We start from the raw sequence: 26533 nt of genomic DNA, 5'->3' as shown, positions 1-26533 counted from the left end.
AATCAGACAGCTTTCTAACGAGCTGTCGCGTGTTCGGTTGTTCACTCAGAACCCTTGCCGGGCTTTTGTTCTTTAACGAGCCAACAACCAGGTTTACCCCCCAGACCGCAGGTGAACCGTCAATCAAGTACTACGTATTACTCGGCGGTGACCAGGCTCGGCGAACCGAGATTGGCCATGCGCACGCTGTTCTGCACTTGCTGGATTTCACCCGGAGAACCGATCGGCCCCAGGCGCACCCGATGCAGTGTCTGTTGGTTGCGCACGATCGAGCTGATGAACACCGGAGCGCTCACCATCCCGCTGAGCTTCGATCTCAGGAGTTCTGCAGCGTCCGGGTTGGCGAACGCGCCCACCTGCAGATACTGGCCAGAGGCTGGTACAGAAGCGTTTTTTTTTGCATCGATCTGCACGGGTACGACTGCCGCGGCGTGTTGTTGCGCCGGTGGCGTCCATTGCTCGACGGTGCCAGCCGAAGCCGTAATCACCGGGGCGCTATTTTGCGCGACTTTTGGCTCGTTAAGCATCAAAGGCGCCGGACGGCCTTTTTGTGCCCACCACTGTTGCGGGTCGATACCCTCGACCTTGACCCGCGCCGTGCCGATTTCGGCGTAACCGAGCTTTTTGGCGGCAGCATAGGACAAGTCGATGATGCGGTCCGAATAAAACGGCCCACGGTCGTTGACCCGCAGGATCACGCTCTTGTTGTTGTCCAGGTTGGTGACCCGGACGTAACTCGGCAGTGGCAATGTCTTGTGCGCCGCACTCATGCCGTAGAGGTCGTATACCTCGCCATTGGCGGTGTTCTGGCCGTGAAACTTGGTGCCATACCAGGACGCCGTGCCCGAGGCGACGTAAGTCTTGGATTCTTGCAATGGGAAATATGACTTGCCCAGCACCGTATACGGGTTGGCCTTATAAGGACCGGAGTGCAGGGTCGGTGTGGCATCCGGGATGCGTGATACGTCGACATCCCACCACGGCGCGCCATCTTTGTGGGCGCGGTTGATGTCCAGCCCCGGCGCCGGGCGCGCGGCAGTGGACGAGGATTTCTGAGCCGGCGCGCGACTGGTCGAGCAACTGGCAAGCAGCACCGCCAACGCGGCGAAAGCCATGAGCTGCAGGGGTTTATTCATAGGCAATGCCCGCATTACTTGACGCCCCGTGCTTGGACCAGCTGTTCAGACAGTTGATGTACGGCCATGGCGTACATCACGCTGCGGTTATAACGCGTGATCGCATAAAAGTTCTTCAGGCCCATCCAGTACTCGGGGCCCTTGTCACCTTCCAGGCGGAAAGCCGTGACCGGCATATCATCGCGCAGCGCATCATGACTTGACCACCCCAGAGCCCGCAACTCCCCAGCGGTTTTAGTCGGCTCGATGCCCGTGGTCAAACCGTCGTCCACCTGCTCACCTCGAACATCGGCGCGACTGACCACCGGTTCGCCGGCGACCCAGCCGTGGCGTTTGAAATAGCTGGCGACACTGCCAATGGCATCGTCGGGATTGGTCCAGATATTAATGTGACCATCACCGTCAAAATCCACCGCATACGCGCGAAAACTGCTCGGCATGAACTGCGGCAACCCCATGGCGCCTGCGTAGGAACCTTTGAGGGTCAGCGGATCAACCTGCTCCTCCCGGGCCAGCAGCAGGAACTCACGCAATTCCTTGCGGAAGAATTCAGCGCGGGGAGGATAGTCGAAGCCCAGGGTCGACAACGCGTCGATCACGCGGAAGTTGCCGGTATTGCGCCCGAAAAAGGTTTCAACGCCGATGATCGAGACGATCACCTGCGCCGGCACGCCGTATTCCTGCTCCGCACGTGCCAGCACCGCTTCGTGCTGACGCCAGAAGTCCACACCACGGGCGATACGCGCGTCGGTGATGAACATTGGGCGGTATTCGCTCCATTGCTTGACCCGTTCGGCGGGTTTCGAGATCGCGTCCAGAATCGACTGCTTGCGCTCGGCTTCGCGGAACACGCCCATCAGCTGYTCACCAGCAAAACCGTAATCGCGGGTCATTTCACCGACGAATTCGGCCACCTGGGGTGAGCCTTCGTACTCGCCGGCCAACGCGTGCTGCGTTGTGCCAAGGATGCTTACCAGGCCGACCCATGGCGCGTATCGAGTCGCCCAGCCACGCATTACTTGCATTGAAATCTTCACCTTATTCAAACCTGTGCGATCCACTTGCGATGGGTATGGATCGACATCAAAACCCCAAACGCTGACAGCAGCGTTACCAGCGAAGTTCCTCCGTAGCTAATGAACGGCAACGGCACCCCCACTACCGGCAACAGGCCACTGACCATACCGATGTTGACGAAAACATAAACAAAAAACGTCATGGTCAAACTGCCCGCGAGCAATTTTCCGAACAATGTCTGGGCCTGAGCGGTAATCACCAGCCCGCGACCGATCAACAACAGGTAAATCAACAGCAATGCGCAAATGCCGACCAGGCCGAACTCTTCGCCCAATACCGCAATAATGAAGTCGGTGTGGCTTTCCGGCAGAAAGTCCAGGTGCGACTGGGTGCCCAACAGCCAGCCCTTGCCGAACACACCACCGGAACCGATGGCGGCTTTCGACTGAATGATGTTCCAGCCCGTCCCCAGCGGATCGCTCTCCGGGTCGAGGAATGTCAGGATTCGCTGCTTCTGGTAGTCGTGCATGATGAAGTACCACATGCCCACGGCCACCGGCACGGCAGCCGCCAGCACGCTGATGATCCAGCGCCAGCGCAGGCCACCCATGAACAACACGAACGCGCCACCCGCGAGGATCAGCAGCGATGTCCCCAGGTCAGGCTGACGCACGATCAAGATAAAGGGCAAGCCAATCAGAAACAGACTGACCCCGACGTGCTTGAGCTGCGGCGGCAAGGTGCGCTTGGACAAATACCAGGCGATGGTCGCCGGCATCAGGATTTTCATGAACTCGGAAGGCTGGAAGCGGATCACACCCGGGATGTTGATCCAGCGCGTGGCGCCCATGGCGTTGTGACCCATGACGTCCACCACCACCAGCAACAGCACACCAATCACATAACCGACCGGCACCCACCGCGCCATGAAACGCGGTTCGAACTGCGCGATGACGATCATCGACACCAGGCCAATGCCGAACGAAGTGGCTTGCTTGGCCAGCAGGTCCCAGCTCTTGCCGCTGGCCGAATACAGCACGAACAGGCTGCCGGCGGCGAGGGTCAGCAACAGAATGAGCAGCGGGCCATCGATGTGCAGGCGTTGCAAAAGCGTCGCGCGGCGACGCATCACATCCTCACTGGAGAGCATGCGATCAAAATTATTCATCATGGGCCGTAACCTCCGCACTGATAGGGCTGGCGTACTCGGCCTTGAGATGACCGTCCTTGTCCAGGAGCCAGGCATCCATGATTTGACGCACCACTGGCGCGGCGACCCCAGAACCGGACTCGCCGTTCTCGACCATCACCGCGACCACGATTTGCGGGTTGTCGGCCGGCGCAAAACCGACAAACAAGGCGTGGTCGCGGTGACGTTCCTGAACCTTGGAGCGGTCGTACTTCTCGCCCTGCTTGATTGCGACCACCTGGGCCGTACCACTTTTGCCGGCGATCCGGTATTGCGCGCCAATCGAAGCCTTGCGCGCCGTACCACGGGCACCGTGCATCACCTGTTGCATGCCGTGGTTGACCTTGGTCCAGTCCGACGGRTCGCGCAGGACGATATCGGGCATCGGATTTTCATCCTTGGGCTTCTCGCCTTCGACCGTCTTGGCCAGGTGTGGACGGTTCCACACACCTTTGTTGGCCACCAGTGCCGTGGCCTGGGCCAGTTGCAATGGCGTGGACTGCATGTAGCCCTGACCGATCCCCAGAATCAGGGTTTCACCCGGGAACCAGGCCTGGCGGCGGGTCGCACGCTTCCACTCACGGGTCGGCATCAGGCCCGGCGATTCTTCGAACATGTCCAGCGAGACCTTTTGGCCGATGCCGAACTTGCCCATGTACGTCGACAACCGATCGATCCCCAGCTTGTGGGCCAGGTCATAGAAGTAGGTGTCGTTGGACCGCATGATCGCCGTGTCCAGATCCACATAACCGTCGCCGGTACGGTTCCAGTTACGGTATTTGTGATCGTAATTGGGCAGTTGGTAATAACCGGGGTCGTACACGCGGGTCGACGCGGTGACCACGCCCGAATCCAGACCAGCAATCGCCACCGCTGGCTTGATGGTCGAACCCGGCGGATATAGGCCACGCAGCACGCGGTTGAACAGCGGCCGGTCGATGGAGTCGCGCAGTTCGGAATAGGCCTTGGAACTGATGCCCGTGACGAACAGGTTCGGGTCGAARCTSGGCTKGCTGACCATYGCCAGCACTTCGCCGGTTTTTGGGTCCAGCGCCACGACGGCGCCACGACGACCGCCCAGTGCTGCTTCGGCCGCTTCCTGCAATTTGATGTCCAGGCTCAGGACGATGTCCTTGCCGGAAATCGGTTCGGTACGCTTGAGCACRCGCARYACGCGGCCCYGRGCGTTGGTTTCGACTTCTTCRTAACCGACCTGACCRTGCAGTTCGGGCTCGTAAAAGCGCTCGATGCCGGTTTTGCCAATTTGATGGGTGCCGCTGTAACTCACAGGATCCAGTGACTTGAGCTCTTTCTCGTTGATTCGCCCCATGTAACCCACTGAGTGCGCAAAGTGCGCGCCCTGCGGATAGTGACGAACCAGCTGCGCGACCACTTCCACGCCCGGCAGGCGGAACTGGTTCACCGCGATCCGGGCGATCTGCTCTTCGGTCAGCTCGAACAGGATTGGCACCGGCTCGAATGGCCGACGCCCCTGACGCATGCGTTTCTCGAAGATCACCCGGTCCTCGGGTGTCAGCGCCAGCACTTCGACGATCACGTCGAGCACTTGCTGCCAGTCGCCGGAGCGCTCGCGGGTCATGCTCAGGCTGAAGCTGGGCCGGTTATCGGCCACCACCACGCCATTGCGGTCGAAGATGAGCCCACGGGTGGGTGGAATCGGCTGCACATGGACGCGGTTGTTTTCTGACAGGGTCGAGTGGTACTCGTACTGGATCACCTGCAGGAAATACAGCCGCGCAATCAGCACACAAAACAGCGCTACTACCGCAATTGCACCGAACACGACGCGACCACGCACCAGACGGGCGTCTTTTTCGTGGTCCTTGATACGGATCGGCTGAGACATGAGGGCAGAACTACTTGTGGTAAGGGTGGCCGGACAAGACTGTCCAGGCACGATACAGCTGTTCGCCGATCAGGATTCGCACCAGCGGGTGCGGCAACGTCAACGGCGACAATGACCAGCGCTGATCGGCTCGGGCACAGACTTCCGGCGCCAGCCCTTCGGGGCCGCCGACCATGAAGTTCACCGTGCGCGAGTCCAGGCGCCAGCGATCGAGTTCGACCGCCAGCTGCTCAGTGCTCCAGGGTTTGCCGTGGACTTCGAGGGTGACAACACGCTCATTCGGCCCGACCTTGGCCAGCATGGCTTCGCCTTCCTGACGGATGAAGCGCGCCACGTCGGCGTTCTTGCCACGGGTGTTGAGCGGTATTTCCACCAGTTCCAGCGCCAGCTCGGACGGAAGACGCTTGGCATATTCATGCCAGCCTTCTTCCACCCACTTGGGCATCCGTGAACCGACGGCGATCAGTCGCAGTCGCACAGCGGGCCCTTATTGCTGGTCTTTGTTGAGCTTGATGAAATGCTCGTGGGTGTTTTCCGGGCTGTGGTGAGCCGCGTTCAGGGCACGGCTCTGTTCAGCGCCGGACCACAGACGTTCCAGGTCGTAGAACTGGCGAGCCGAGGCGGTCATCATGTGCACGATGACGTCGTCCATATCCAGCAGCACCCAGTCGCTGTCGCCCTTGCCTTCTTCACCCAGCGGCTTGACGCCCTGGGCTTTGACGGCTTCGCGGACCTTGTCCAGCATCGCGCCGATCTGGCGGTTGGACGTACCGGTTGCGATGATCATGAAGTCCGTGATGCTCTGCTTTTCACGAACGTCGATCACCTGGATATCCTGGGCCTTGACGTCTTCCAGGGCCGCAACGGCAACCTTGACCAGTTCTTCACCGACCAGCTCCGGGCCGGTAGGTGCTACTACTGGCAGTGGGGCGCTTTTGAATGTGCCTTTGCGCTTTACTTTAGCTACGTCTTTGTCAGTCATATAAAACTCGTTTTGCTCGTATGTTCGGGGGCTTCGATACACGTGTTCACGTGCCTTGAAGCGCGCCTCTTTCAGTTCGACGCACGGTAAAGTCCGTGCGCATCGATGTAGGCCAGGACCGCGTCGGGCACCAGGAAACGTACCGACTTACCGCTGGCCAGCAGTTGACGGATCTGGGTGGCGGATACCGCGAGCGGTGTCTGCCAGACGAATGCAATCTGTCCGCTCGGCCCTTTGAGGGCCAGCGGGTCGCTCACCGAGCGCGCTGCCAGCAGGTTGCGCAAGGCATCCGGCGGTTCGCTGTCGGCATCCGGGCGTTGCAGCACCAGGATGTGGCAATGCTGGAGCAACTCTTCCCAGCGGTGCCAAGTGGGCAGGCCGCAAAATGCGTCCCAGCCCAAAAGTAGAAAAACCTGGGTCTGGGCGGGCAGTTCGGCGCGCATCAGTTCCAGGGTATCAATAGTGTAGGACGGTTTGTCCCGCTGCAATTCGCGGGCGTCCACCACCAACGGCGCCACACCGGCCACCGCGCATTCGACCATCGCCAGACGGTCTTTGGCCGACACTTGCGGCGTACCGCGATGCGGTGGCCTGGCACTGGGTGTCAGACGCAACTCATCAAACGCCAGCGATTCGGCAACCTCCAGCGCACCACGCAGATGGCCGATGTGCACCGGGTCGAACGTACCGCCCAGCATGCCAATCCGGCGAGGTTGAGGCTCGCATGAAGTGGCTGGTGCTGTCGGGTCGAGGTCGCCCAAGTCAGACCGACGCCTGGCCGCGCAACTGGCCATCACCCACCACGATGTACTTCTCGCAGGTCAAACCTTCGAGACCCACCGGGCCGCGGGCGTGCAGCTTATCAGTAGAAATGCCAATCTCGGCACCCAATCCGTATTCGAAGCCATCGGCGAAGCATGTCGGGGTATTGATCATCACCGACGAAGAATCGACTTGCGCGACAAAGCGCCGTGTGTCGGCGAGGTTTTCGCTGACGATCGAGTCAGTGTGATGGGAGCCGTACTGATTAATATGTTCGATAGCCTGATCCAGCCCGTCGACCACACGGATCGACAGAATCGGCGCCAGGTATTCGGTGGTCCAGTCTTCTTCGGTGGCCGCTACAGCATCGATAATCGCCCGAGTGCGCTCGCAACCACGCAGCTCGACGCCTTTATCGCGGAACTGTGCAGCCATCGAGGGCAGGAAATCCTTGGCAACGGCTTGATCCACCAGCAGTGTTTCCATGGCGCCGCAGATGCCATAACGGTAAGTCTTGGCGTTGAAGGCGATGCGCTGTGCTTTCGCCAGATCGGCATGCTCACTCACGTAAACGTGGCATATGCCGTCTAGGTGTTTGATCACCGGCACGCGGGCGTCACGGCTTACGCGCTCGATCAGGCCACGGCCACCGCGAGGTACGATGACGTCGACGTATTCCGGCATAGTGATCAGTGCGCCAACGGCGGCACGGTCTGTGGTTTCGACCACTTGCACTACGGCAGCCGGCAGTTCGGCTTCAGCCAGACCGCGCTGGATGCAGGCGGCGATGGCGCGATTGGAATGAATCGCTTCAGAACCGCCGCGCAGAATGGTGGCATTACCAGACTTGAGGCACAGGCTAGCGGCGTCGATGGTCACGTTCGGCCGGGATTCGTAAATGATCCCGATCACGCCCAGCGGCACGCGCATTTTACCAACTTGAATGCCCGACGGACGGAAACTCATGTCGCGAATCGCGCCGACCGGGTCCGGCAGTGCTGCCACCTGGCGCAGCCCGACGATCATGCCGTCGATGCGTTCCGGGGTCAGCGCCAGACGTTCCAGCAACGCTGGCTCAAGGCCATTGGCGCGACCCGCCGCCAAATCCAGTTCATTGGCCGCCGTCAACTCGGCGCGTGCAGCGTCCAGCGCATTGGCAGCAGCCTGCAAGGCGCGGTTTTTCTGCGCGGTGCTGGCACAGCCGATGACGCGAGAGGCTTCGCGGGCAGCGCGACCCAAGCGGGTCATGTAGTCAAGAACGGACTCAGTCATGGTCTGGTTTGGTCTTTGCTAAGGTCTTGGTAAAGAGTAAAGCGGCAGATTATAGCTGCCGCGTCTCCCGACTAACAGCGGTGACGGGCGGATGGTCGAAATCGAGGGCAATTTACCGACGTTCAGCCGTGCTTAAGCTGCAAATTGTTATCATCACCGCTCAATCAGCCCTGATAAACGCCGTTCATCATGACTAACCTGACTGTTCGTGCTTGCACCGCAGGCCAGCCCACCGGGCTTACGGACGCATTTTTCGACCGTGACGCGCAAGCTCTGGCCCGGGACTTACTCGGCAAAGTCATTCGCCACCGAGTCGGCGACCTGTGGCTCAGCGCCCGGATTATCGAAACTGAAGCCTATTACCTTGAAGAAAAAGGCAGCCACGCCTCCCTCGGCTACACGGAAAAACGTAAGGCTTTGTTTCTGGATGGCGGCCACATCTATATGTATTACGCCCGCGGCGGCGATTCGCTGAACTTCAGTGCCAAMGGCCCCGGCAATGCCGTGCTGATCAAATCAGCCTATCCATGGGTCGATGAACTGAGCGGCCCGGCGAGCCTGGCGCAAATGCTGTTGAACAACCCCGACGCCCAAGGCCGCCCTCGCCCCTCGCAAAAGCTGTGTTCCGGGCAGACCCTGTTGTGCAAGGCCTTGGGTTTGAAGGTGCCGGTTTGGGACGCCAAGCGGTTTGATCATGAAGTCCTGCTGGTGGAAGACATCGGCCCGCCGCCCGCCCATATCATCCAGACTATGCGCTTGGGCATCCCCCATGGGCGCGATGAACATTTGATGTACCGCTTTGTCGATGCGGCTTACGCGCCGTATTGCACGCGCAACCCGCTGCGACGGGGGCAGGTTGAAGGTCGCGATTATTTTTTGTTGAATTGATGATGGAAAAATCTCTGTGGGAACGACCTGTGGTGAGGGGGCTCGCCCCCGTTTGAGTGCGTAGCACTCACAAAATCTTTGGCACATCCGCGATTTTGGGGCCGCTTCGCAGCCCAACGGGGCGATGCGGCGGTCCGACAAGCCCCCTMGCCACGTTTCGCTCCCACAAGGGATCTGTAGTGTTTTGAAAATTGCGTTCGTCCCCCATGGGACCAATGAACATTTATGGAGTTGTTTTTATGGGCCCTTGGCTCGATAGCGTCACCGGTTGGTTGACGGTCAACCCGCAATGGCTGGCTGCGGCGGTGTTCATAGTGGCCTTTGTGGAATGCCTGGCAATTGCCGGGTTGATCGTGCCTGGCACGGTGCTGCTGTTTGCCGTGGCGGTCCTGGCCGGCAGTGGCGCGCTGTCGTTGAGTGAAACGCTGCTGCTGGGGTTCGTTGCCGGGGTGTTGGGTGACGTCATTTCGTACTTCCTCGGACGGCACTTCCACCAGAACATCCGGCGCCTGCCCGGCTTGCGCCATCACCCGGAATGGATCGCCGGTGCCGAGGCCTATTTCCAGCGCTATGGCATCGCCAGCCTGTTGGTCGGGCGCTTTATCGGGCCGCTGCGCCCGATGTTGCCGATGGTTGCCGGAATGTTCGACATGCCATTCCCGCGATTTTTCGCCGTGAGCCTGCTGGCTGCCGCCGGCTGGAGTGTCGCGTATCTGCTGCCCGGCTGGGCGACGGGCGCGGCGATTCGTTTGCCGTTGCCGGAAGGTTTCTGGCCTGAGGCGGGCGTCGTCGCTGGCGCCATTGCCGTCATGGTTGGCTTGAGCGTCACAAGCAGCCTGCGCCGTCATCGCAAGGCGACGATGCTGATTGCCGGGATGAGCCTCCTGATTCTGGCGGGACTATTTATCGGCTATCCGCACCTGACCGCGCTTGATCAGGGCCTGATGACATTGGTACAGGAACACCGCAGCCCGATGCTCGATGAAGTGGCCGTGGTCTTTACGCTGATGGGCGAGTTTCGCAACATGCTGCTGTTCAGCGTACTGCTGACGGGCCTGCTGCTGATCACGCGACAATGGCGGCAGGCAATTTTTGCCGGCAGCGCTCTGCTCTGTACCGCGCTGGGCAATACGGCAACCAAATACTTTTTCGCCCGCGTGCGCCCGGAAATACTCAGTGACCCGCTGACCAGCTACAGCATGCCCAGCGGCCATGCCTCGGGGGCATTCGCGTTATTCCTGACCCTCGCGGTTCTGGCAGGTCGCGGACAACCACCGCGGATGCGCCTGACCTGGCTGTTGCTGAGTTGTTTGCCGGCGCTGGTGATTGCGCTGTCGCGGGTGTATCTGGGGGCGCATTGGCCGACGGATGTACTCGCTGGCGCCATGTTGGCTGCCTGTGTTTGCGCGGCGAGCCTGTGGCTGAGTCAGCGCCAGACACCACTCAACGCCATGCCGCCCAAGGTTTGGTGGTTGGTGTTGCCGTCGCTCATGGCTTTGTTTGCGTACTTTGCGTTGCGGCATTTGCCGCACGCGATGTTGCGGTATGCCTACTGACGTAGCAGCTGTCGAGCCCGCGAGGCTGCGTCCGGGGGCGGAGCCGTCGTGAAATCAGGTTATGCGGTATTTCAGAAGCATCGCGTACTCGGGTTTACGACAGCTTCTCCGCCGGACGCAGCCTCGCGGGCTCGGCAACTGCACGGGCCGCGATCCATTCGCGGATGTCAGGCAAACAGCTCTCCCTGCAACTCATCCAGCAGCGCTTGAATCGCATCCAGTCGCTGCTGCGGATCATCGAGTTGCAGCAGGTCAATCTTGTCGACTTCCGCGAACGGCAGCAGATAGGCCAACTGATTAGCCAATGATTGTTGCCCGGTTGCCTCAGTGCCCATGTTCAACGCTTCGACCATCGGGTGTTCGGCCAATGCCTTGAGCAATGCCACCAGGTCGGCATCTTCATCCTGCAGCGGCTGTTCAGGCTCATCTTCCAGCCATTCGACATCGGCGAYGGTCAACTGGTCGCGCTGCACCTCGGTGCGCAAGACATGGAAACGCCGCCCGCCCTGTACCCGAATCCCCAGCAAGCCGTTGTCCTGCTGCTTGAAATCGGTGATCAGCGCTTCACACCCCACCAAGGCATACCCGGCCGGAGCGATACCGACTTCTTCGCCGTCGAGGATGCACACCACGCCGAAGCCGCCGCCCTGTTTCATGCAGCGGCCGATCATGTCCAGGTAGCGTGCTTCGAAAATCTGCAAGTCGAGGATGCAGCCAGGAAACAGCACTGTCTTCAGCGGGAAAAGCGGCAAGTTCATAGACATTTCCTTACATCACCATCGACACTGCCAACGGCAGGAACACTGCCGTGGCCACGCCCATCAGACTCATCGCCAGCGCCGCAAACGCGCCGCACTCTTCACTTTCCTGCAACGCCACCGAAGTCCCGACCGCATGGGCGGTCATACCCAATGCCATCCCGCGGGCCTCGGAACTGTGCACGCCGAGCCGGGTCAACAGACTCGGGCCGAAGATCGCACCGATCACGCCGGTGATCAACACGAACACCGCAGCCAGCGCCGCGACGCCACCGATCTGCTCCGCCACCAGCATGGCAATCGGTGAGGTCACCGACTTCGGTGCCATGGTCATCAGGACCATGTGCCCGGCACCGAACCCCCAACCCAGCAACACGCCCATGCCCGTGGCCACCACACCACCTATCACCAGCGTAGTAAAAATCGGCCAGAACAACTGCCGAATCCGTCGCAAATTGAGGTACAGCGGCACGGCCAGCGCAACGGTCGCCGGCCCGAGCAAAATGCTGAGGATCTCGGTGCTCTTGCGGTATTCGGCGTACGTCAGGCCGCACGTGAGGAGAACACCGATCACCACCAACATGGAGACCAGTACCGGCTGCAAAAAGATCCAGCGGGTTTTTTCGAAAGCCGCCAGCACCAGCTGATAAGCGCCCAATGTAATGCCGATGCCGAACAATGGGTGATGAATGACCGCGTCGAGTGCACCGTGCCAATCAAGGGTCATTGATCATCTCCACGAGGGGCGTGGCGCTTGACCATGCGCTGCATCAGCACCCCGGCAAACGCCATGGACAGCAACAGCGACAACACCAGCGCACCAACGATGGCCCAGAAGTCCGCGGCGATGTCCTTGGCATAGACCATCACGCCCACGGCCGGCGGCACCAGCAGCAACGGCAAGTAACGCAGCAGGCTACTGGCCGCCAGGCTCAGGGAATCGCCGACTTGCCCGCGTGAAATCAGGTACACCAGCAACAGCAGCAAGCCAATAATCGGCCCCGGCAGCACCGCCAAAAACAAGTGGTTGATGGCTGTGCCCAGCAATTGGAACAGCACCAGCCAGGTCAGGCCACGTAACAACATCCGATATCTCCCGCGCTCTCCCCACCAAAAAAGGGGCCGAGCATTATAAGCATGTCAGCGCTATGGACCGGCATTCGCGAAAAGCATGTTCTGTTGACCAGAGCAATTTGCCATGATGATCTAAAGTGGTTCACTGAGAAGTGAAATCCCCCACTCTAAAAACTATAAATCCAATAAAACCCAAGGAGAGTCTCAATGCCCTATATTCCGGTTGCAGAACTCAAAGATTATGTCGGCAAGGAACTCGGACGTTCCGAATGGCTCACCATCGATCAGGAACGCATCAACCTGTTCGCCGAAGCCACAGGTGACTTTCAGTTTATTCATGTCGACCCGGTCAAAGCCGCGCAAACGCCATTTGGCTGCACCATCGCCCATGGATTCCTGTCGCTGTCACTGATCCCGAAACTGATGGAAGACATCCTCATCCTCCCCGAAGGCGTAAAGATGGTCGTCAACTACGGCCTCGACGGCGTACGYTTCATTCAACCGGTCAAGGTCAATTCAAAAGTGCGCCTCAAGGTCGATCTGTCCGACGTCACCGAGAAAAAACCCGGCCAATGGCTGCTCAAGGCTACCACCACCCTTGAGATAGAAGGCTCGGACAAACCGGCCTATGTCGCTGAATCCCTGTCCCTCTGTTTCGTATAACCCTCTCGGATGCGAAGCAGCTCACGCTGTTTCGCGACCGTCTCTATATATACGACACATAGCTGCGGCATACTCCGTCGCCTAATTGCCCGGATCCCGCTATGCGCTCACTTGCACTCCTCGCCTTGACCCTGTTGCTCACCGCGTGCGGCGATGACGAATCGATGCTGCCCCCTGATGCCCGCTTGCCGGACGGCGGACGCTATCGCGGGGATCTGGTCGACGGCTTGCTGCAAGGTCAGGGCCGCATCGACTACCCGAACAAGAGCTGGTACGCCGGCGAGTTCGACAAGGGTCAATGGCACGGCCAAGGCGAATGGCATGGCAGCAACGGCGAGGTCTTTCGTGGGCAATTAAATCAGGGCCTGTTCGACGGCCAAGGCTCGCTGACCACGCCGAACAGCAGTTACACCGGCGGTTTCAAACTCGGTCGGCGCGACGGCGAAGGTACGCTCAAAGAAAACGGCATGACCTATCGCGGCGAATTCAAGGCCGATCAATATTCAGGGCTCGGTCGTCTCGAACTCGACGACGGCAGCTCCTACCAGGGCCAGTTCTCCCAAGGCAAACCCAACGGTGAAGGCCAGCGCGGCGACGCCAGCGGCAATCAGTTCACCGGGCATTTTGTCAACGGACAACTGGAAGGCAACGGTACCTTCAACAGCGCCGAGGGCGACATTTACGTCGGCGGTTTCAAGAACAATCAATTGCACGGCAAGGGCCGCTACGAGAATGCCGACGGCGATGTCTGGCTGGGTCAGTTCAAGGAAGGATCGCTGAACGGCAAGGGCGAGTTGATCGGTGCCGATGGCAGCCATTACATCGGCCGGTTCAGCGACTGGCGCTTCACCGGCCAAGGGCGACTGAACCTGCCGGACGGCAGCTTCTACACCGGCCAGTTCGACAATGACAGTTACTCGGGACGCGGCACGTTGGTACTGACTGACGGCACCGTACAAAGCGGTACGTGGATCAATGGCCAGCGCGTGCGTGACGCAGACGGCAAGCTGCTGCCCGATAGCCTGGAGCTCGGTTTGCTGGCACAGGGCCGCTTGCTCGACGACGCACTGCTCAACGTTCCGAGCTCGACACCAGCCGTCGAGTTGTACACCCTGACCCTGGGCGGTGACGGCAAACAAAGCGTGTTCCTGCGCGAATCCGATTACGTCAGCAACATGCTCGCCAGCCGCTTCGGGGCGTTTGGCCAGATCCGCCTGGTGAATCATCGCGACCACCTCGTCGATCGGCCGATGGCCACCCGAGAAAACCTGCGCCGCGCTGCGCAGACGCTGGCCGAGCGTAGCGGGCCGGAAGATTTGATTTTTATCTACCTGACCAGCCATGGCACCAGCGAACACGAACTGGTGCTTGATCAGCCGCGCATGGAACTGTCCGATCTACCGGCCGATGAACTCGCCGCGGTGCTTGCACCCTTGAAGAACCGCGACAAGATCATTGTGATTTCGGCCTGCTATTCCGGTGGTTTCATCCCCGCCCTCAAGGATGACCGCACCCTGATCATCACCGCATCGCGGGCAGATCGCGTGTCCTTCGGCTGCTCCGAAGAAGCCAACTCCACCTACTTCGGCGACGCACTGTTCACCCAGGCACTGAACCAGACCGACGACCTGGAGAACGCCTTCAAACTGGCCAAGGCTACCGTCGCCGAACGCGAATTGGCGGACAGCTTCGAGGCCTCTGAACCGCAGATGTGGGCACCTAAAGGGGTGATCGCGCGCTGGCAGCTTTTACGCAAGCAGCAGGCACGTAAAGCGCTACAAAGTATCTCTACCGACAACAAGGATTCAAAGAACAACTAAGCTGAACAGTATCAAGGGAGAAACACTATGTACTTGACGCCTCAGCATGTATTGCTTGCCGGAGCTACCGGGTTGACCGGTGAACACCTGCTTGATCGCTTGCTCAATGAGCCCACTATTTCAAGGGTTTTGGCCCCYTCACGGCGACCACTGGCCAAACACCCGCACCTGGAAAACCCGGTCGGCGACCCGACAGTGTTTCTGCCGCAACTGAACGGTCGCGTCGACATCGCCTACTGCTGTCTCGGCACCACGATCAAACAGGCAGGCTCCGAAGAAGCGTTTCGCGCGGTAGACCTGGACATGGTAGTGGCCTTCGCCAAACGAGCGCGGGAGATGGGTGCACGGCACTTGATCGTGATCAGTGCCTTGGGAGCCGATCGCAGATCTTCGATTTTCTACAACCGGGTTAAAGGCGAGATGGAATACGCATTGCGCGCGCAAGACTGGCCGCAACTGACCATTTGCCGCCCTTCTCTGCTGCTGGGTGATCGCGTCGCGCCACGCCTGGGTGAGAAAATCGCCGGCCCGCTGTCGCGCCTGATCCCGGGCAAATACCATGGCATTGAAGCCTGCCAACTGGCCCGTGCGATGTGGCGACTGGCGTTGGAAGAGCAGGATGGGGTTCGGGTTGTCGAGTCGGATGAATTGCGCAAACTCGGCAAGTAACCTGTGGCGAGGGGGCTTGCCCCCGTTCGGCTGCGAAGCAGTCGTAATCCAGGCGACGCGGATATTGAATCAACAACTGGGGCCGCTTCGCGACCCAACGGGGCGATGCGGCGTTCCGACAAGCCCCCTCACCACAGCGCTCTCCTACAACCCTCCCGTCGCCTGAAAACTCACCCCGATCACCGTCAGCACCGACAACGGCAAGAGCAGCGTGTCGAGCAATGCGCTGGCCGGCAGATCAACGCTGGGGTAGTTCGGCGCCTCTGCGCCAAAGCGGTCCTTGGCACAGCACCCGCCGTTTATGGCGTACCAATCCAGACGCGTCCCGGAATACACCAGCGGCGCGCCGGGTTTGGCGGCATCAAGGGTGCGCGCCGTGGCGCAACCCGTCAGTTGCAACACCAGCAGCAGGGTCAATAGCTTATTCATCGCTGCTCAAATGGTGTTCACCCCAGCGTGGAAGCATGTCCTGTGGGATATTCAGCAGATTGAGAATCCGCGCCACGACAAAGTCGATCAGGTCGTCAATCGTCTGCGGCTGATGATAGAAGCCCGGCGAAGCCGGCAGGATCGTCACGCCCATGTTCGACAGCTTGAGCATGTGCTCCAGATGAATGCTCGAGTATGGCGCTTCACGCGGGACCAGGATCAACTGGCGACGCTCCTTCAAGGTGACGTCGGCAGCACGTTCGATCAGGTTGTTGCAGGCACCGGTCGCAATGGCCGACAGCGTCCCCGTGGAGCACGGCACCACCACCATCGCCGCGGGCGCACCTGAGCCCGAAGCCACCGGCGACATCCAGTCTTCCTTGCCATAGACCTTGATTTGCCCGGCCGCAGCACCGGTGTATTCGGTGAGGAAGGCCTGCATCATCTGCGGTTTGGACGGTAACGAAACATCCGTCTCGGTCGCCATCACCAGTTGTGCCGCCTTGGAAATCAGAAAGTGCACTTCGCGATCTTCGCGCACCAAGCAATCGAGCAGGCGCAAACCGTACTGGGCGCCGGAAGCGCCGGTCATGGCCAGCGTGATGCGCTCCGGGCCGCTGCTCATTGCAGCGCCTCGGCCAGTTTGCCGTGCAGGCCGCCGAAGCCGCCATTGCTCATGATCACCACGTGGGTGCCGGGCTGGGCCTGGCTCTTCACTCGCTCGATGATGCCTTCCAGCGAATCGCTGACAATCGACGGCACGGTGCACAGCGCGGCAGTGCCGGCCAAGTCCCAGCCGAGGTTGGCCGGGGCATACCAGATCACCTGATCGGCATCGACCACGCTTTCCGGCAAACCGTCGCGGTGCGCGCCAAGCTTCATGGAGTTGGAGCGCGGTTCGATGATCGCGATCAACGGCGCGTCACCGATGCGTTTGCGCAGGCCATCCAGAGTGGTGGCGATAGCTGTCGGGTGGTGCGCGAAATCGTCGTAGATGGTGATGCCGCGCACTTCGGCGACTTTTTCCATGCGGCGCTTCACGCTTTTGAACGCGCTCAACGCGGCGATGCCCATCGACGGCACTACGCCGACATGACGCGCGGCCGCCAATGTAGCCAAGGCATTGGCCACGTTGTGCTGACCGGTCATGTCCCACTCGACCACGCCTTGGGCGACGCCTTCAAACATCACTTCAAACTTCGACCCGTCTTCGCTGAGCAGTTTGACCTGCCACTGACCGCCGGCGCCGGTGGTTTGCACCGGGGTCCAGCAGCCCATTTCGATGACGCGTTGCAACGCCGGTTCGGTGGTAGGATGGATCACTAGGCCTTCGCTTGGAATGGTCCGCACCAAATGGTGGAATTGCCGCTCGATGGCTGGCAGATCGGGGAAGATGTCCGCGTGATCGAACTCAAGATTGTTCAGGATTGCCGTACGCGGGCGGTAGTGAACGAACTTGGAGCGCTTGTCGAAAAAGGCGCTGTCATATTCGTCGGCTTCGATCACGAAGAATGGCGTGCCGCCCAGACGCGCCGACACCGAGAAATTCTGCGGTACGCCACCGATCAGGAAGCCCGGGCTCATGCCCGCGTGCTCCAGCACCCACGCGAGCATGCTACTGGTGGTGGTTTTGCCATGAGTACCGGCGACGGCCAACACCCAGCGGCCTTGCAGCACGTGATCGGCCAGCCATTGTGGGCCGGAGACGTACGGCAGGCCTTTGTTCAGCACGTATTCGACGGCCGGGTTGCCGCGCGACATGGCGTTGCCGATCACCACAAGGTCCGGTGCCGGATCGAGCTGGGAAGGATCATAGCCTTGGGTCAATTCAATGCCCTGAGCCTCAAGCTGAGTACTCATCGGCGGATAGACGTTGGCATCTGAGCCGGTCACGTGATGGCCCAGTTCTTTGGCCAGAACCGCCATCGAACCCATGAAAGTGCCGCAGATACCCAGAATATGAATGTGCATTAGTCGACCTCGTAAAACATGGCCGCAGGTTAGCGTAGGGACGAGAAAATCGCACTCTTTAGCTGAGACTCACCGCGACCTTTGGAGCTCTGGGCTTCTGTGGCGAGGGGCTTGCCCCCGTTGGGCTGCGCAGCGGCCCCAGGAATTCATTCCGACAGTATGTGGTGACTGGATAGCGACTGCTGCGCAGCCSAACGGGGGCAAGCCCCCTCGCCACAAAAGCGGTTTAGCGGGCAATACCGTGCTTGCGCAGCTTCCTGTAAAGCGTGTTACGGCTGACACCCAACTGCTCAGCGGTATGGGTCATATGCCAACGCGTGTGCTCCAGCGCATTGAGTAACGCCAACCGCTCGGCATCGTCCAGCGGATGTTCGGACGGCTCTTCGACCGCCCATGCAACCGCCGGCCGCGCCTGACGGATCATTGCAGGCAAGTCCTCCAGCCCGATCCGCCCGCCGTCACACAATGCCGCCAACGTGCGCAGCACATTGCGTAGCTGCCGCACATTGCCCGGCCATGCAAAACCCAACAAGGCTTCTCGTGCCGGCCCATCGATCAGGATGGTTTCCCCGCCCGCCTCCTCCGCCAGCAAGAAATCGAGTAGCTGGGATTTATCACTACGCTCGCGCAATGCTGGCAACGCGACTTCCAGCCCGTTGAGCCGGTAATACAAATCCTCACGGAAACTGCCGTCCTGCACCCGATCCAGCAGGTTACGGTGAGTGGCGCTGATAATCCGTACGTTGACCGACTCCGGCTCCCCGCCAATCGGTACCACCTGTCGGTCTTCCAAGACCCTTAAAAGCCTCGTCTGCAAGGCCAGGGGCATATCGCCGATTTCGTCGAGAAACAGGGTCCCTCCATCCGCCTGCTGCAACTTGCCGCGCATACCCTCCTTGCGCGCGCCGGTAAAGCTACCGCCGCGATAACCAAACAATTCGCTCTCGATCAGGCTTTCAGGAATGGCCGCGCAGTTAAGGGCGACGAAGGCTTTTTCCGCCCGTTGACTGGCCTGATGCACCGCTTTGGCGAACGCTTCCTTGCCGGAACCGGTTTCGCCGTTGATCAGCAGCGGGACATCGCGCTCGAATACCCGCAGCGACTTGCGAAAATCCTCCTGCAACGCTGCATCGCCGATGCAGATGCCCGAGAGCCGTGGACGTTCGGCAATCACCGGGCTTTGCTCCACGGGCACTGGAATGCTGCGCGACTGCCCGCGCAACACGGCAAACAGACTACGGCCGTCGCGGGTGCGCAGCGGCCAACTGGCACTGGCATTGACACTGGCGCGACCGAGCAACTCTTCCAGCGAACAGTCGAAAAACGCTTCCACTGGTTTACCCAGCAAGCCGCCGCGAATGTGCCCGAGCAAGTTCAGTGCACTCTGGTTGACCGCGCAGATCCGCCCTTCCCCGTCGAAGGCCAGCAGCCCTTCGCTGAACGATCCGACGGACTCGGCCTGCAAGTGAAAACGCAACAGCCATTGATTCTCGTAGTAGCGCAGGAAATAACAGCTCTCAATCATCTTCGCCGACAGATTGACCAGGGCCATGGTGTGGAACTGGCTCTGGCGCGATACATCATGGCGCGCCGAAGACACGTCGAGCACCGCCAGCAGTTCGCCATGCGGATCGAACACCGGGCTTGCCGAGCAGGTCAGGCCGGTGTGGCGACCGCGAAAGTGTTCGTCCTGATGGATGGTCAGCGACTGACGCTCCACCAGACAGGTGCCGATGCCGTTGGTGCCTTCGCAGGCTTCGCTCCAGTCGGCGCCGAGCCAGAGGCCGGCACGCTCGAAAATCTTCCGCTCGGCCGGAGCAGTGACGCAGTTGAGGATCACACCTCGGGCATCCGTCAGCAGCACCGCGTGGCCGGCACCGGAGAGTTGTTGGTGGAGGCTGGACATCTCATTGCCGGCGATGTGCAGCACTTGCTGCAAACGTTCGCGGCTTTCCAGCACGCGGCCATGTTCCAACACGGTGGGCGCCATGGTCAGGGCCGGGTCGAGGTGATAGTCCTCAAGACAACGCAGCCAGGAGCGGGCTATGGACGGATCGCTACCGGGACCGTGCAGGTGCGATTTTCCCTGGGTAACGGTCAGGACTTGCTGGGCATGGCGACTCAAATGGTTGTCGTGCATTTCTTATTATTCTCCCCGAGCGGCTTACACCCCTTGTAGTAGCTGAGCTTGCTCGCGATGGCGTCCTGACATTCAACGTTGATGTTGGTTGTAAAGGCCTCATCGCGAGCAAGCTCAGCTCCTACAGGGTTATGCAGCAGCCATCAAAGGTGCATGAATCGCTATGACTTAGTTATATGGGCACCGAGCATCCTCCAGCCTAGCGTGCATTGCAATGCTGGCAAGACCGGCCAGTCACAGGCTGTGCCACAAGCGGTACAAAGTGTCACGGGGGCTGTACCGAAAGCGTCACAGGCGCCACCCGCCGGTCTGACAAAAATAACGCAACGCTTTGATTTGCCTGAGCTGCAAGGCAATGGCCCGACCTTTGCTCTACGCTTATACAAGCGCACATGCGCTCTCCCTTATAAGCACAAAAGCCAAGGAGAATCCCACCATGCGTTACGCTCACCCCGGTACTGAAGGCGCTATCGTTTCGTTCAAGAGCAAATACGGTAACTACATCGGCGGCGAGTTCGTCGCGCCTGTCAAAGGTCAGTACTTCACCAATACCTCGCCAGTGAATGGCCAACCGATTGCCGAATTCCCRCGCTCCACYGCCGAAGACATCGACAAGGCCCTGGACGCTGCCCAYGCCGCYGCCRATGCCTGGGRCGCCAYRTCCGCCYAGGCGCGYTCGYTGGTGCTGCTGAAAATCGCCGACCRCATCGAACAAAACCTGGAACTGCTGRCAATCACCGAATCCTGGGACAACGGCAAAGCCGTTCGCGAAACCCTSAACGCCGACATCCCGCTRGCCGCYGACCACTTCCGCTACTTCGCCGGTTGCATCCGCGCCCAGGAAGGCAGCGCCGCCGAGATCGACGGCAACACCGTTGCCTATCACATCCATGARCCRCKGGGYGTGKTCGGGCAGATCAYCCCGTGGAACTTCCCGATCCTGATGGCYGCCTGGAAACTCGCCCCRGCSCTGGCSGMCGGTAACTGCGTRGTGCTCAAGCCTGCCGAGCAAACCCCRCTGGGCATTACCGTGTTGATCGAGCTGATCGGCGACCTGCTGCCACCCGGCGTGCTGAACATCGTGCAAGGCTATGGCAAAGAGGCCGGCGAAGCGCTGGCCACCAGCAAACGCATTGCCAAAATCGCCTTCACCGGCTCGACCCCGGTCGGCTCGCACATCATGAAATGCGCCGCCGAAAACATCATTCCGTCCACCGTGGAGCTGGGTGGCAAATCGCCGAACATCTTCTTCGAAGACATCATGCAAGCCGAACCGTCCTTCATTGAAAAAGCAGCCGAAGGCCTGGTGCTGGCGTTCTTCAATCAGGGCGAAGTTTGCACCTGCCCGTCCCGCGCCCTGGTGCAAGAGTCGATCTACGACGACTTCATGAAAGTCGTGATGAAAAAAGTCCTGTCGATCAAACGTGGCGACCCGCTGGACACCGACACCATGGTCGGCGCCCAGGCGTCCGAGCAGCAATTCGACAAAATCCTTTCGTACCTGGAAATCGCCAAGGGCGAAGGCGCCGAGCTGCTGACCGGCGGTAAAATCGAAAAACTCGAGGGCAGCCTGGCGACCGGGTATTACATCCAGCCGACCCTGCTCAAGGGCACCAACAAAATGCGCGTGTTCCAGGAAGAAATCTTTGGCCCTGTGGTGAGCATCACCACCTTCAAGGACGAAGCCGAAGCCCTGGCCATCGCCAACGACACCGAGTTCGGCCTGGGTGCCGGCCTCTGGACCCGCGACATCAACCGCGCCTATCGCATGGGCCGCGCCATCAAGGCCGGTCGTGTGTGGACCAACTGCTACCACCTGTACCCGGCGCACGCCGCGTTCGGTGGTTACAAAAAGTCTGGCGTCGGCCGTGAAACCCACAAAATGATGCTCGATCACTATCAGCAGACCAAAAACCTGCTGGTGAGCTACGACATCAATCCGCTGGGCTTCTTCTGATCGAACCTCCCGGCGACTTCGGTCGTCGGGAGGCGCTTTTTCCGGCAAGACTCATTTTTTGTGCAATGCATTCGGCCCCCATCTGCGGCCGGATGCACGGCTGCACGCAAAAAATCGCAAAGGCCCGCACGCCCCTTGGTGAACACAGCGTCCGCGCTGAAAAACAACAATAAGAAAGGAATCCGCAATGGATCAGATCGGCAACTACGTGCTCTATCTCATCATGTTCTGCGCCGTACTCGGCGCCTTCGCAGCGATCTACAACAGCGACGAAGGACTTGGTAAAGAATTCATGGAAGGCATCCACGCCACGGGGCACATCTTCGTGCCGGCGGCGGGGATCATGGCGTCCATTCCCTACCTGACCGTGGTCATCGAAAAAGCCTTCGGTCCGTTCTTCAGCGCCATGGGTGCAGACCCGGCTATGGCGGCGACCATGATCATCGCCTCGGACATGGGCGGCTATCACCTGGCCTCGGCCCTGGCGGCCAGCAAAGAAGCACTGGTCATGGCGCTGATCACCGGGTTCATGGGCGGCGCGACCATTGTGTTCTCGATCCCGATGGGCCTGGCGATGCTCGACAAGCGTGACCACAAATACATGGCCCTGGGCATCATGTCGGGCATCCTGACCATCCCTCTGGGCGTGCTGATTGCCAGTGTCATCCTCGCGTTCAGCAACCCTCTGGTACGGGACCTGGTGTCGACCAACGGCGAAGCCACCTATCAATTGGCCCTGGGCCTGGGCAGCATCTTCGCTAACCTGCTGCCGATCCTGATCTTCGTCGTGGCCCTGGCCTTGGGCCTGCGTTTTTTGCCCGACCTGATGATCAAGGGCTTCATCATCTTCGGTCGCACCCTGGACGCGACGATCAAGCTGGTGCTGGTGTTCTCCATCGTCGAGTACTTCACCGGCGTGTTCACCCTGGTGTTCGGCAGCTGGGGGTTCCACCCAATCATCGCCGACGCCGAGGACCAGACCCGCGCCCTGGAAACCGCCGGCTACATCGGCATCATGCTGGCCGGCGCCTTCCCGATGGTCTACCTGCTGCGCAAATACCTGGGCAAAACGCTGGAAAGCCTGGGCAGCAAGATTGGCCTGAGCGCCGTTGGTAGTGCCGGCATGCTGGCCACCATCGCCAACATCCTGGCCATGTTCCGCCTCGTGCGCTTCATGCCGCCAAAAGACAAAGTGATCAACATTGCCTTTGGCGTGTGCGCGGCCTTCCTGCTGGGTGACCACCTGTCCTTCACTGCCAACTTCCAGCCCACCATCATTCTGCCGGTCCTGATTGGCAAGATAAGTGCAGGTTTCATTGCTGTGGGCCTGGCGTATTGGCTGTCGGTACCCAAGGCCTTGCAACTGGAGGCAGAGGACCGCGCCGCAGGGATCATTGCCAAGGGCGAATACTTGGGCCTGCCGCTGCCGGAAACCCTGCACCCCGACGGTACCAAGGCAACGGCCTGAGTCCGCTGCATTGAAGTGCGCTGCCCACACCGAGCGTGGCATGCTCAGCCACGACCGGCCCCGGGCAGCGCCCTGTCCTATTTGAAACGGAGACTGAGRTGGCAAGTTTTTCCCATAGCGTGGGCGCCCAGACCTACCGCTTCGACGACCTCAAGGACGTCATGGCCAAAGCCAGCCCGGCACGCTCCGGGGACTTTCTGGCCGGTGTCGCCGCGCACAACGACGGCGAGCGGGTGGCGGCGCAAATGGCCCTGGCGGACATCCCGCTCAAGCACTTCCTGCAAGAAGCGCTGATCCCCTACGAGACCGATGAAGTCACCCGGTTGATCATCGACACCCACGACGCCAACGCTTTTGCCACTGTCAACCACCTGACCGTGGGCGGTTTTCGTGACTGGCTGCTCAGCGATACCGCCGATGAGCAGACTCTGCGCGCGCTCGCCCCCGGCCTGACGCCGGAAATGGTGGCCGCAGTCTCGAAGATCATGCGCGTTCAGGATCTGGTACTGGTGGCGCAGAAAATCCGTGTGGTCACGAAGTTTCGCGGCACCATGGGATTGCGCGGCCGGCTATCCACCCGCCTGCAACCCAATCACCCCACCGACGAGCCCGCGGGCATTGCGGCGAGCATTCTCGACGGCCTGCTGTACGGAAACGGCGACGCGATGATCGGCATCAACCCGGCCACGGATAGCATCGCCTCGATCTGCGCCATGCTGGAGATGCTCGATGCAATCATCCAGCGCTACGAAATCCCGACCCAAGCCTGCGTACTGACCCACGTCACCACGTCGATCGAGGCGATCAATCGCGGGGTTCCGCTGGATCTGGTGTTCCAGTCGATCGCCGGCACCGAAGCAGCGAACGCCAGTTTCGGCATCAACCTGAATGTCTTGAAGGAAGGTTATGACGCCGGCTTGAGCCTCAATCGCGGCACGCTGGGTCAAAACCTGATGTACTTCGAAACCGGTCAGGGCAGCGCACTGTCTGCCAACGCCCACCACGGTATCGATCAACAAACCTGTGAAACCCGCGCCTACGCCGTGGCGCGTCATTTCAAGCCGTTTCTGGTGAACACGGTTGTCGGCTTCATCGGCCCGGAATACCTCTACAACGGTAAACAGATCATTCGCGCCGGCCTCGAAGACCACTTCTGCGGCAAATTGCTGGGCGTGCCGATGGGCTGCGACATCTGTTACACCAACCACGCAGAAGCCGACCAGGACGACATGGACACCCTGTTGACCCTGCTGGGCGTGGCCGGGATCAACTTCATCATGGGCATTCCCGGTTCCGACGACATCATGCTCAACTATCAGACCACCTCGTTTCACGACGCTCTCTATGCCCGCCAGACGCTGGGCCTGAAACCGGCGCCGGAATTCGAACAGTGGCTGACAAAAATGGGCATTTTCACCCAGGCAGACGGCAAAATTCACTTCGGCGACAGCCTGCCCCCGGCCTTCCGCCAGGCGATGGCGCAATTGGGATGAGTGCTTTCATGGATAAACCACCCGTTGATCCACAGAACCCGTTGCTAGAGCTGCGGCGCCTGACCCCGGCGCGTATTGCCTTGGGGCGCACGGGCACCAGCATGCCGACCAGCGCTCAACTGGATTTCCAGTACGCCCACGCTCAGGCGCGGGATGCGGTGCATTTGCCTTTCGACTCGGCAGGGCTCAGCGCGCAATTGGCCGAGATCGGGCGTGAGAGTGTGTTGCTGCACAGCGCCGCCACGGACAGAAACAGTTACTTGCAGCGCCCTGATTTGGGGCGAAAGTTGAGCGATGAGTCGGCGCAGGCGTTGCGCACTTATGCCTCGGCCCATCCGGGCGGCGTCGATCTGGTCATTGTGGTAGCCGATGGGCTGTCGGCGTTGGCCGTTCATCGCCATACTTTGCCGTTTCTTGCACGCCTGGAAGAACAGGTGCTGGCCGAAGGCTGGTCCGTGTCGCCAGTCATGCTTGTCGAGCAGGGCCGCGTCGCGGTGGCCGACGAGATTGGCGAGCTGATGKGGGCGAAGATGACGGTCATTCTGATCGGCGAACGTCCTGGACTCAGCTCCCCGGACAGTCTGGGTTTATATTTCACTTACAACCCAAAGATCGGCCTGTCGGACGCTTTTCGCAATTGCATCTCCAATGTCCGGCTCGAAGGCCTGAGTTACGGCATGGCGGCACATCGTTTGCAGTATTTGATGCGCGAGGCCTGTCGCAGACAGCTGTCAGGGGTCAATCTCAAGGATGAGGCGCAGCTTCAGACCCTGGAATCTGATGCCGGAGGGGGCATGAAACGCAACTTCCTGCTGGGTCAGACAGATGCCTGAACCGTTTCTGCATTGCGTTTCTGCGATGGTTTAAGGCAGGATCGACGAACGGCCGCCACGGGTTTCCCATCGCCGACACGTAAGACAGCCATTTGAAGTCGAGACTTACCATGCGGATTATTCAAGCGACCCTCGAACACCTGGACCTTCTGACGCCACTGTTCGTGAAATACCGTGAGTTTTATGGATCCCTGCCCTACCCGGATTCTTCGCGTGCGTTCCTCGAAAAACGCCTGCGCCGCAAGGAATCGGTGATTTATCTGGCGCTGTCCGACGACGACAACAACAAACTGATGGGTTTCTGTCAGTTGTATCCGAGCTTTTCCTCGCTTTCGCTTAAACGCGTGTGGATCCTTAACGACATTTATGTCGCCGAAGACGCCCGCCGCCAATTGGTGGCCGACAATTTGATCCGTACCGCGAAAAAAATGGCCAAGGAAACCAATGCCGTGCGCATGCGCGTTTCCACCAGCAGCGACAACGAAGTCGCGCGAAAAACCTACGAGTCCATTGGATTCAAGGAAGACACCGAGTTCAAGAACTACGTGTTGCCGATCAGCGACAGTCTCTGATAAACACGGCCCCACTG

25 protein-coding genes are annotated in these 26533 nt (G+C 60.0%); 10 read left to right on the top strand and 15 right to left on the bottom strand.

Going from position 1 to position 26533, the window contains the following annotated elements:
- Window positions 1–137: 137 nt before the first annotated feature.
- The 8 genes from AC1DRJ_RS01205 to AC1DRJ_RS01170 form a co-directional block, all read right to left on the bottom strand.
- Window positions 138–1151: a septal ring lytic transglycosylase RlpA family protein gene (locus AC1DRJ_RS01205; protein ID WP_477800432.1), complete on the bottom strand. Its 1014-nt coding sequence runs from the start codon at window positions 1149–1151 to the stop codon at window positions 138–140.
- Window positions 1151–2161: a lytic murein transglycosylase B gene (mltB, locus tag AC1DRJ_RS01200; RefSeq protein ID WP_477800431.1), complete on the bottom strand. Its 1011-nt coding sequence runs from the start codon at window positions 2159–2161 to the stop codon at window positions 1151–1153. Before mltB ends, AC1DRJ_RS01205 begins: the two co-directional genes overlap by 1 nt.
- Window positions 2162–2178: 17 nt before the next feature.
- A complete protein-coding gene (gene rodA, locus AC1DRJ_RS01195) occupies window positions 2179–3282 on the bottom strand; it encodes a rod shape-determining protein RodA (protein ID WP_477800472.1) in 1104 nt (367 codons plus the stop codon).
- A gap of 31 nt (window positions 3283–3313) precedes the next feature.
- Window positions 3314–5209, bottom strand: a complete 1896-nt coding sequence (gene mrdA, locus AC1DRJ_RS01190) for a penicillin-binding protein 2 (protein WP_477800430.1) — start codon at window positions 5207–5209, stop codon at window positions 3314–3316.
- A 10-nt stretch (window positions 5210–5219) separates the two neighbouring features.
- Window positions 5220–5687, bottom strand: coding sequence for a 23S rRNA (pseudouridine(1915)-N(3))-methyltransferase RlmH (rlmH, locus tag AC1DRJ_RS01185; RefSeq protein ID WP_007937439.1), 468 nt, complete (start codon window positions 5685–5687; stop codon window positions 5220–5222).
- Window positions 5688–5696: 9 nt separating this feature from the next.
- The gene (gene rsfS, locus AC1DRJ_RS01180; RefSeq protein ID WP_477800429.1) at window positions 5697–6191 is read right to left on the bottom strand and encodes a ribosome silencing factor; all 495 of its coding nucleotides are present in this window, start codon (window positions 6189–6191) and stop codon (window positions 5697–5699) included.
- 71 nt (window positions 6192–6262) lie between these two features.
- Complete coding sequence (nadD, locus tag AC1DRJ_RS01175; protein WP_477800428.1) at window positions 6263–6952, bottom strand: nicotinate-nucleotide adenylyltransferase; 690 nt, start codon at window positions 6950–6952, stop codon at window positions 6263–6265.
- A 1-nt stretch (window position 6953) separates the two neighbouring features.
- Window positions 6954–8225, bottom strand: coding sequence for a glutamate-5-semialdehyde dehydrogenase (locus tag AC1DRJ_RS01170; protein WP_477800427.1), 1272 nt, complete (start codon window positions 8223–8225; stop codon window positions 6954–6956).
- Window positions 8226–8414: 189 nt separating this feature from the next.
- On the opposite strand from AC1DRJ_RS01170, the gene AC1DRJ_RS01165 reads away from it, so the two are divergent.
- Together AC1DRJ_RS01165 and AC1DRJ_RS01160 are read left to right on the top strand one after the other, a co-directional pair.
- Complete coding sequence (locus AC1DRJ_RS01165; RefSeq protein ID WP_477800426.1) at window positions 8415–9113, top strand: DNA-3-methyladenine glycosylase; 699 nt, start codon at window positions 8415–8417, stop codon at window positions 9111–9113.
- Between the two features lie 239 nt (window positions 9114–9352).
- Window positions 9353–10669 carry a bifunctional DedA family/phosphatase PAP2 family protein gene (locus AC1DRJ_RS01160; RefSeq protein WP_477800425.1) on the top strand — a complete coding sequence of 439 codons (1317 nt, stop codon included), beginning with the start codon at window positions 9353–9355 and terminating at the stop codon, window positions 10667–10669.
- 167 nt (window positions 10670–10836) lie between these two features.
- On the opposite strand, the gene AC1DRJ_RS01155 is transcribed toward AC1DRJ_RS01160, so the two are convergent.
- From AC1DRJ_RS01155 to AC1DRJ_RS01145, 3 genes are read right to left on the bottom strand one after another with little or no spacing between them, the layout of a single operon-like run.
- Window positions 10837–11427, bottom strand: coding sequence for an LON peptidase substrate-binding domain-containing protein (locus AC1DRJ_RS01155; RefSeq protein WP_477800424.1), 591 nt, complete (start codon window positions 11425–11427; stop codon window positions 10837–10839).
- 10 nt (window positions 11428–11437) lie between these two features.
- On the bottom strand, window positions 11438–12154 hold the full coding sequence (locus tag AC1DRJ_RS01150; RefSeq protein ID WP_477800423.1) for an LrgB family protein: 717 nt from the start codon (window positions 12152–12154) through the stop codon (window positions 11438–11440).
- A complete protein-coding gene (locus AC1DRJ_RS01145) occupies window positions 12151–12513 on the bottom strand; it encodes a CidA/LrgA family protein (RefSeq protein WP_477800422.1) in 363 nt (120 codons plus the stop codon). Before AC1DRJ_RS01145 ends, AC1DRJ_RS01150 begins: the two co-directional genes overlap by 4 nt.
- Before the next feature lie 195 nt (window positions 12514–12708).
- Here AC1DRJ_RS01145 and AC1DRJ_RS01140 point away from each other — a divergent pair, with 195 nt between their 5' ends.
- The 3 genes from AC1DRJ_RS01140 (at window position 12709) to AC1DRJ_RS01130 (ending at window position 15653) form a co-directional block, all read left to right on the top strand.
- Entirely contained in the window at window positions 12709–13164 is a 456-nt protein-coding gene (locus AC1DRJ_RS01140) for a MaoC family dehydratase (RefSeq protein WP_477800421.1), read from the top strand.
- A gap of 101 nt (window positions 13165–13265) precedes the next feature.
- Window positions 13266–14984, top strand: coding sequence for a C13 family peptidase (locus AC1DRJ_RS01135; protein WP_477800420.1), 1719 nt, complete (start codon window positions 13266–13268; stop codon window positions 14982–14984).
- 27 nt (window positions 14985–15011) lie between these two features.
- On the top strand, window positions 15012–15653 hold the full coding sequence (locus AC1DRJ_RS01130; RefSeq protein ID WP_477800419.1) for an oxidoreductase: 642 nt from the start codon (window positions 15012–15014) through the stop codon (window positions 15651–15653).
- 144 nt (window positions 15654–15797) lie between these two features.
- Here the strand turns inward: AC1DRJ_RS01130 and AC1DRJ_RS01125 are convergent, their stop codons facing one another.
- The 4 genes from AC1DRJ_RS01125 to AC1DRJ_RS01110 all read right to left on the bottom strand — a co-directional run bounded on the left by AC1DRJ_RS01125 (window position 15798) and on the right by AC1DRJ_RS01110 (window position 20193).
- Window positions 15798–16082: a YceK/YidQ family lipoprotein gene (locus AC1DRJ_RS01125; protein ID WP_477800418.1), complete on the bottom strand. Its 285-nt coding sequence runs from the start codon at window positions 16080–16082 to the stop codon at window positions 15798–15800.
- Window positions 16075–16707, bottom strand: coding sequence for a flavin prenyltransferase UbiX (gene ubiX, locus AC1DRJ_RS01120; protein WP_477800417.1), 633 nt, complete (start codon window positions 16705–16707; stop codon window positions 16075–16077). The genes AC1DRJ_RS01125 and ubiX overlap by 8 nt, the downstream gene beginning before the upstream one ends.
- Complete coding sequence (gene mpl / locus AC1DRJ_RS01115; RefSeq protein WP_477800416.1) at window positions 16704–18053, bottom strand: UDP-N-acetylmuramate:L-alanyl-gamma-D-glutamyl-meso-diaminopimelate ligase; 1350 nt, start codon at window positions 18051–18053, stop codon at window positions 16704–16706. Before mpl ends, ubiX begins: the two co-directional genes overlap by 4 nt.
- 226 nt (window positions 18054–18279) lie before the next feature.
- A complete protein-coding gene (locus tag AC1DRJ_RS01110) occupies window positions 18280–20193 on the bottom strand; it encodes a sigma-54-dependent Fis family transcriptional regulator (RefSeq protein WP_477800415.1) in 1914 nt (637 codons plus the stop codon).
- 436 nt (window positions 20194–20629) lie between these two features.
- Between AC1DRJ_RS01110 and exaC the strand changes: the two genes are divergently transcribed.
- From exaC to AC1DRJ_RS01085, 5 genes are all read left to right on the top strand, one after another.
- Window positions 20630–22150 carry an acetaldehyde dehydrogenase ExaC gene (exaC, locus tag AC1DRJ_RS01105; protein ID WP_477800414.1) on the top strand — a complete coding sequence of 507 codons (1521 nt, stop codon included), beginning with the start codon at window positions 20630–20632 and terminating at the stop codon, window positions 22148–22150.
- A gap of 187 nt (window positions 22151–22337) precedes the next feature.
- A complete protein-coding gene (eutH, locus tag AC1DRJ_RS01100; protein WP_477800413.1) occupies window positions 22338–23618 on the top strand; it encodes an ethanolamine utilization protein EutH in 1281 nt (426 codons plus the stop codon).
- Between the two features lie 98 nt (window positions 23619–23716).
- Window positions 23717–25111, top strand: coding sequence for an ethanolamine ammonia-lyase subunit EutB (locus AC1DRJ_RS01095; protein ID WP_477800471.1), 1395 nt, complete (start codon window positions 23717–23719; stop codon window positions 25109–25111).
- Between the two features lie 8 nt (window positions 25112–25119).
- Window positions 25120–25944 (top strand): ethanolamine ammonia-lyase subunit EutC, encoded by an 825-nt coding sequence (eutC, locus tag AC1DRJ_RS01090; protein ID WP_477800412.1) that lies wholly within the window; start codon window positions 25120–25122, stop codon window positions 25942–25944.
- A gap of 110 nt (window positions 25945–26054) precedes the next feature.
- The gene (locus tag AC1DRJ_RS01085) at window positions 26055–26516 is read left to right on the top strand and encodes a GNAT family N-acetyltransferase (protein ID WP_150782743.1); all 462 of its coding nucleotides are present in this window, start codon (window positions 26055–26057) and stop codon (window positions 26514–26516) included.
- Window positions 26517–26533: the final 17 nt, after the last annotated feature.

The organism is Pseudomonas sp. P5_B2, from assembly GCF_056400445.1.
Note: the sequence above shows the minus strand (reverse complement) of the source record. Positions and strands in the feature narration are given on the sequence as shown.

Bases quoted from the DNA above. Each gene is read 5' to 3' on its own strand.
- AC1DRJ_RS01205 (WP_477800432.1), bottom strand. From the start codon at position 1,151: ATGCGGGCATTGCCTATGAATAAACCCCTGCAGCTCATGGCTTTCGCC.
- rodA (WP_477800472.1), bottom strand. From the start codon at position 3,282: ATGCGTCGCCGCGCGACGCTTTTGCAACGCCTGCACATCGATGGCCCG.
- rsfS (WP_477800429.1), bottom strand. From the start codon at position 6,191: ATGACTGACAAAGACGTAGCTAAAGTAAAGCGCAAAGGCACATTCAAA.
- AC1DRJ_RS01170 (WP_477800427.1), bottom strand. From the start codon at position 8,225: ATGACTGAGTCCGTTCTTGACTACATGACCCGCTTGGGTCGCGCTGCC.
- AC1DRJ_RS01160 (WP_477800425.1), top strand. From the start codon at position 9,353: ATGGGCCCTTGGCTCGATAGCGTCACCGGTTGGTTGACGGTCAACCCG.
- AC1DRJ_RS01150 (WP_477800423.1), bottom strand. From the start codon at position 12,154: ATGACCCTTGATTGGCACGGTGCACTCGACGCGGTCATTCATCACCCA.
- AC1DRJ_RS01145 (WP_477800422.1), bottom strand. From the start codon at position 12,513: ATGTTGTTACGTGGCCTGACCTGGCTGGTGCTGTTCCAATTGCTGGGC.
- AC1DRJ_RS01135 (WP_477800420.1), top strand. From the start codon at position 13,266: ATGCGCTCACTTGCACTCCTCGCCTTGACCCTGTTGCTCACCGCGTGC.
- AC1DRJ_RS01125 (WP_477800418.1), bottom strand. From the start codon at position 16,082: ATGAATAAGCTATTGACCCTGCTGCTGGTGTTGCAACTGACGGGTTGC.
- ubiX (WP_477800417.1), bottom strand. From the start codon at position 16,707: ATGAGCAGCGGCCCGGAGCGCATCACGCTGGCCATGACCGGCGCTTCC.
- mpl (WP_477800416.1), bottom strand. From the start codon at position 18,053: ATGCACATTCATATTCTGGGTATCTGCGGCACTTTCATGGGTTCGATG.
- AC1DRJ_RS01110 (WP_477800415.1), bottom strand. From the start codon at position 20,193: ATGCACGACAACCATTTGAGTCGCCATGCCCAGCAAGTCCTGACCGTT.
- eutH (WP_477800413.1), top strand. From the start codon at position 22,338: ATGGATCAGATCGGCAACTACGTGCTCTATCTCATCATGTTCTGCGCC.
- AC1DRJ_RS01085 (WP_150782743.1), top strand. From the start codon at position 26,055: ATGCGGATTATTCAAGCGACCCTCGAACACCTGGACCTTCTGACGCCA.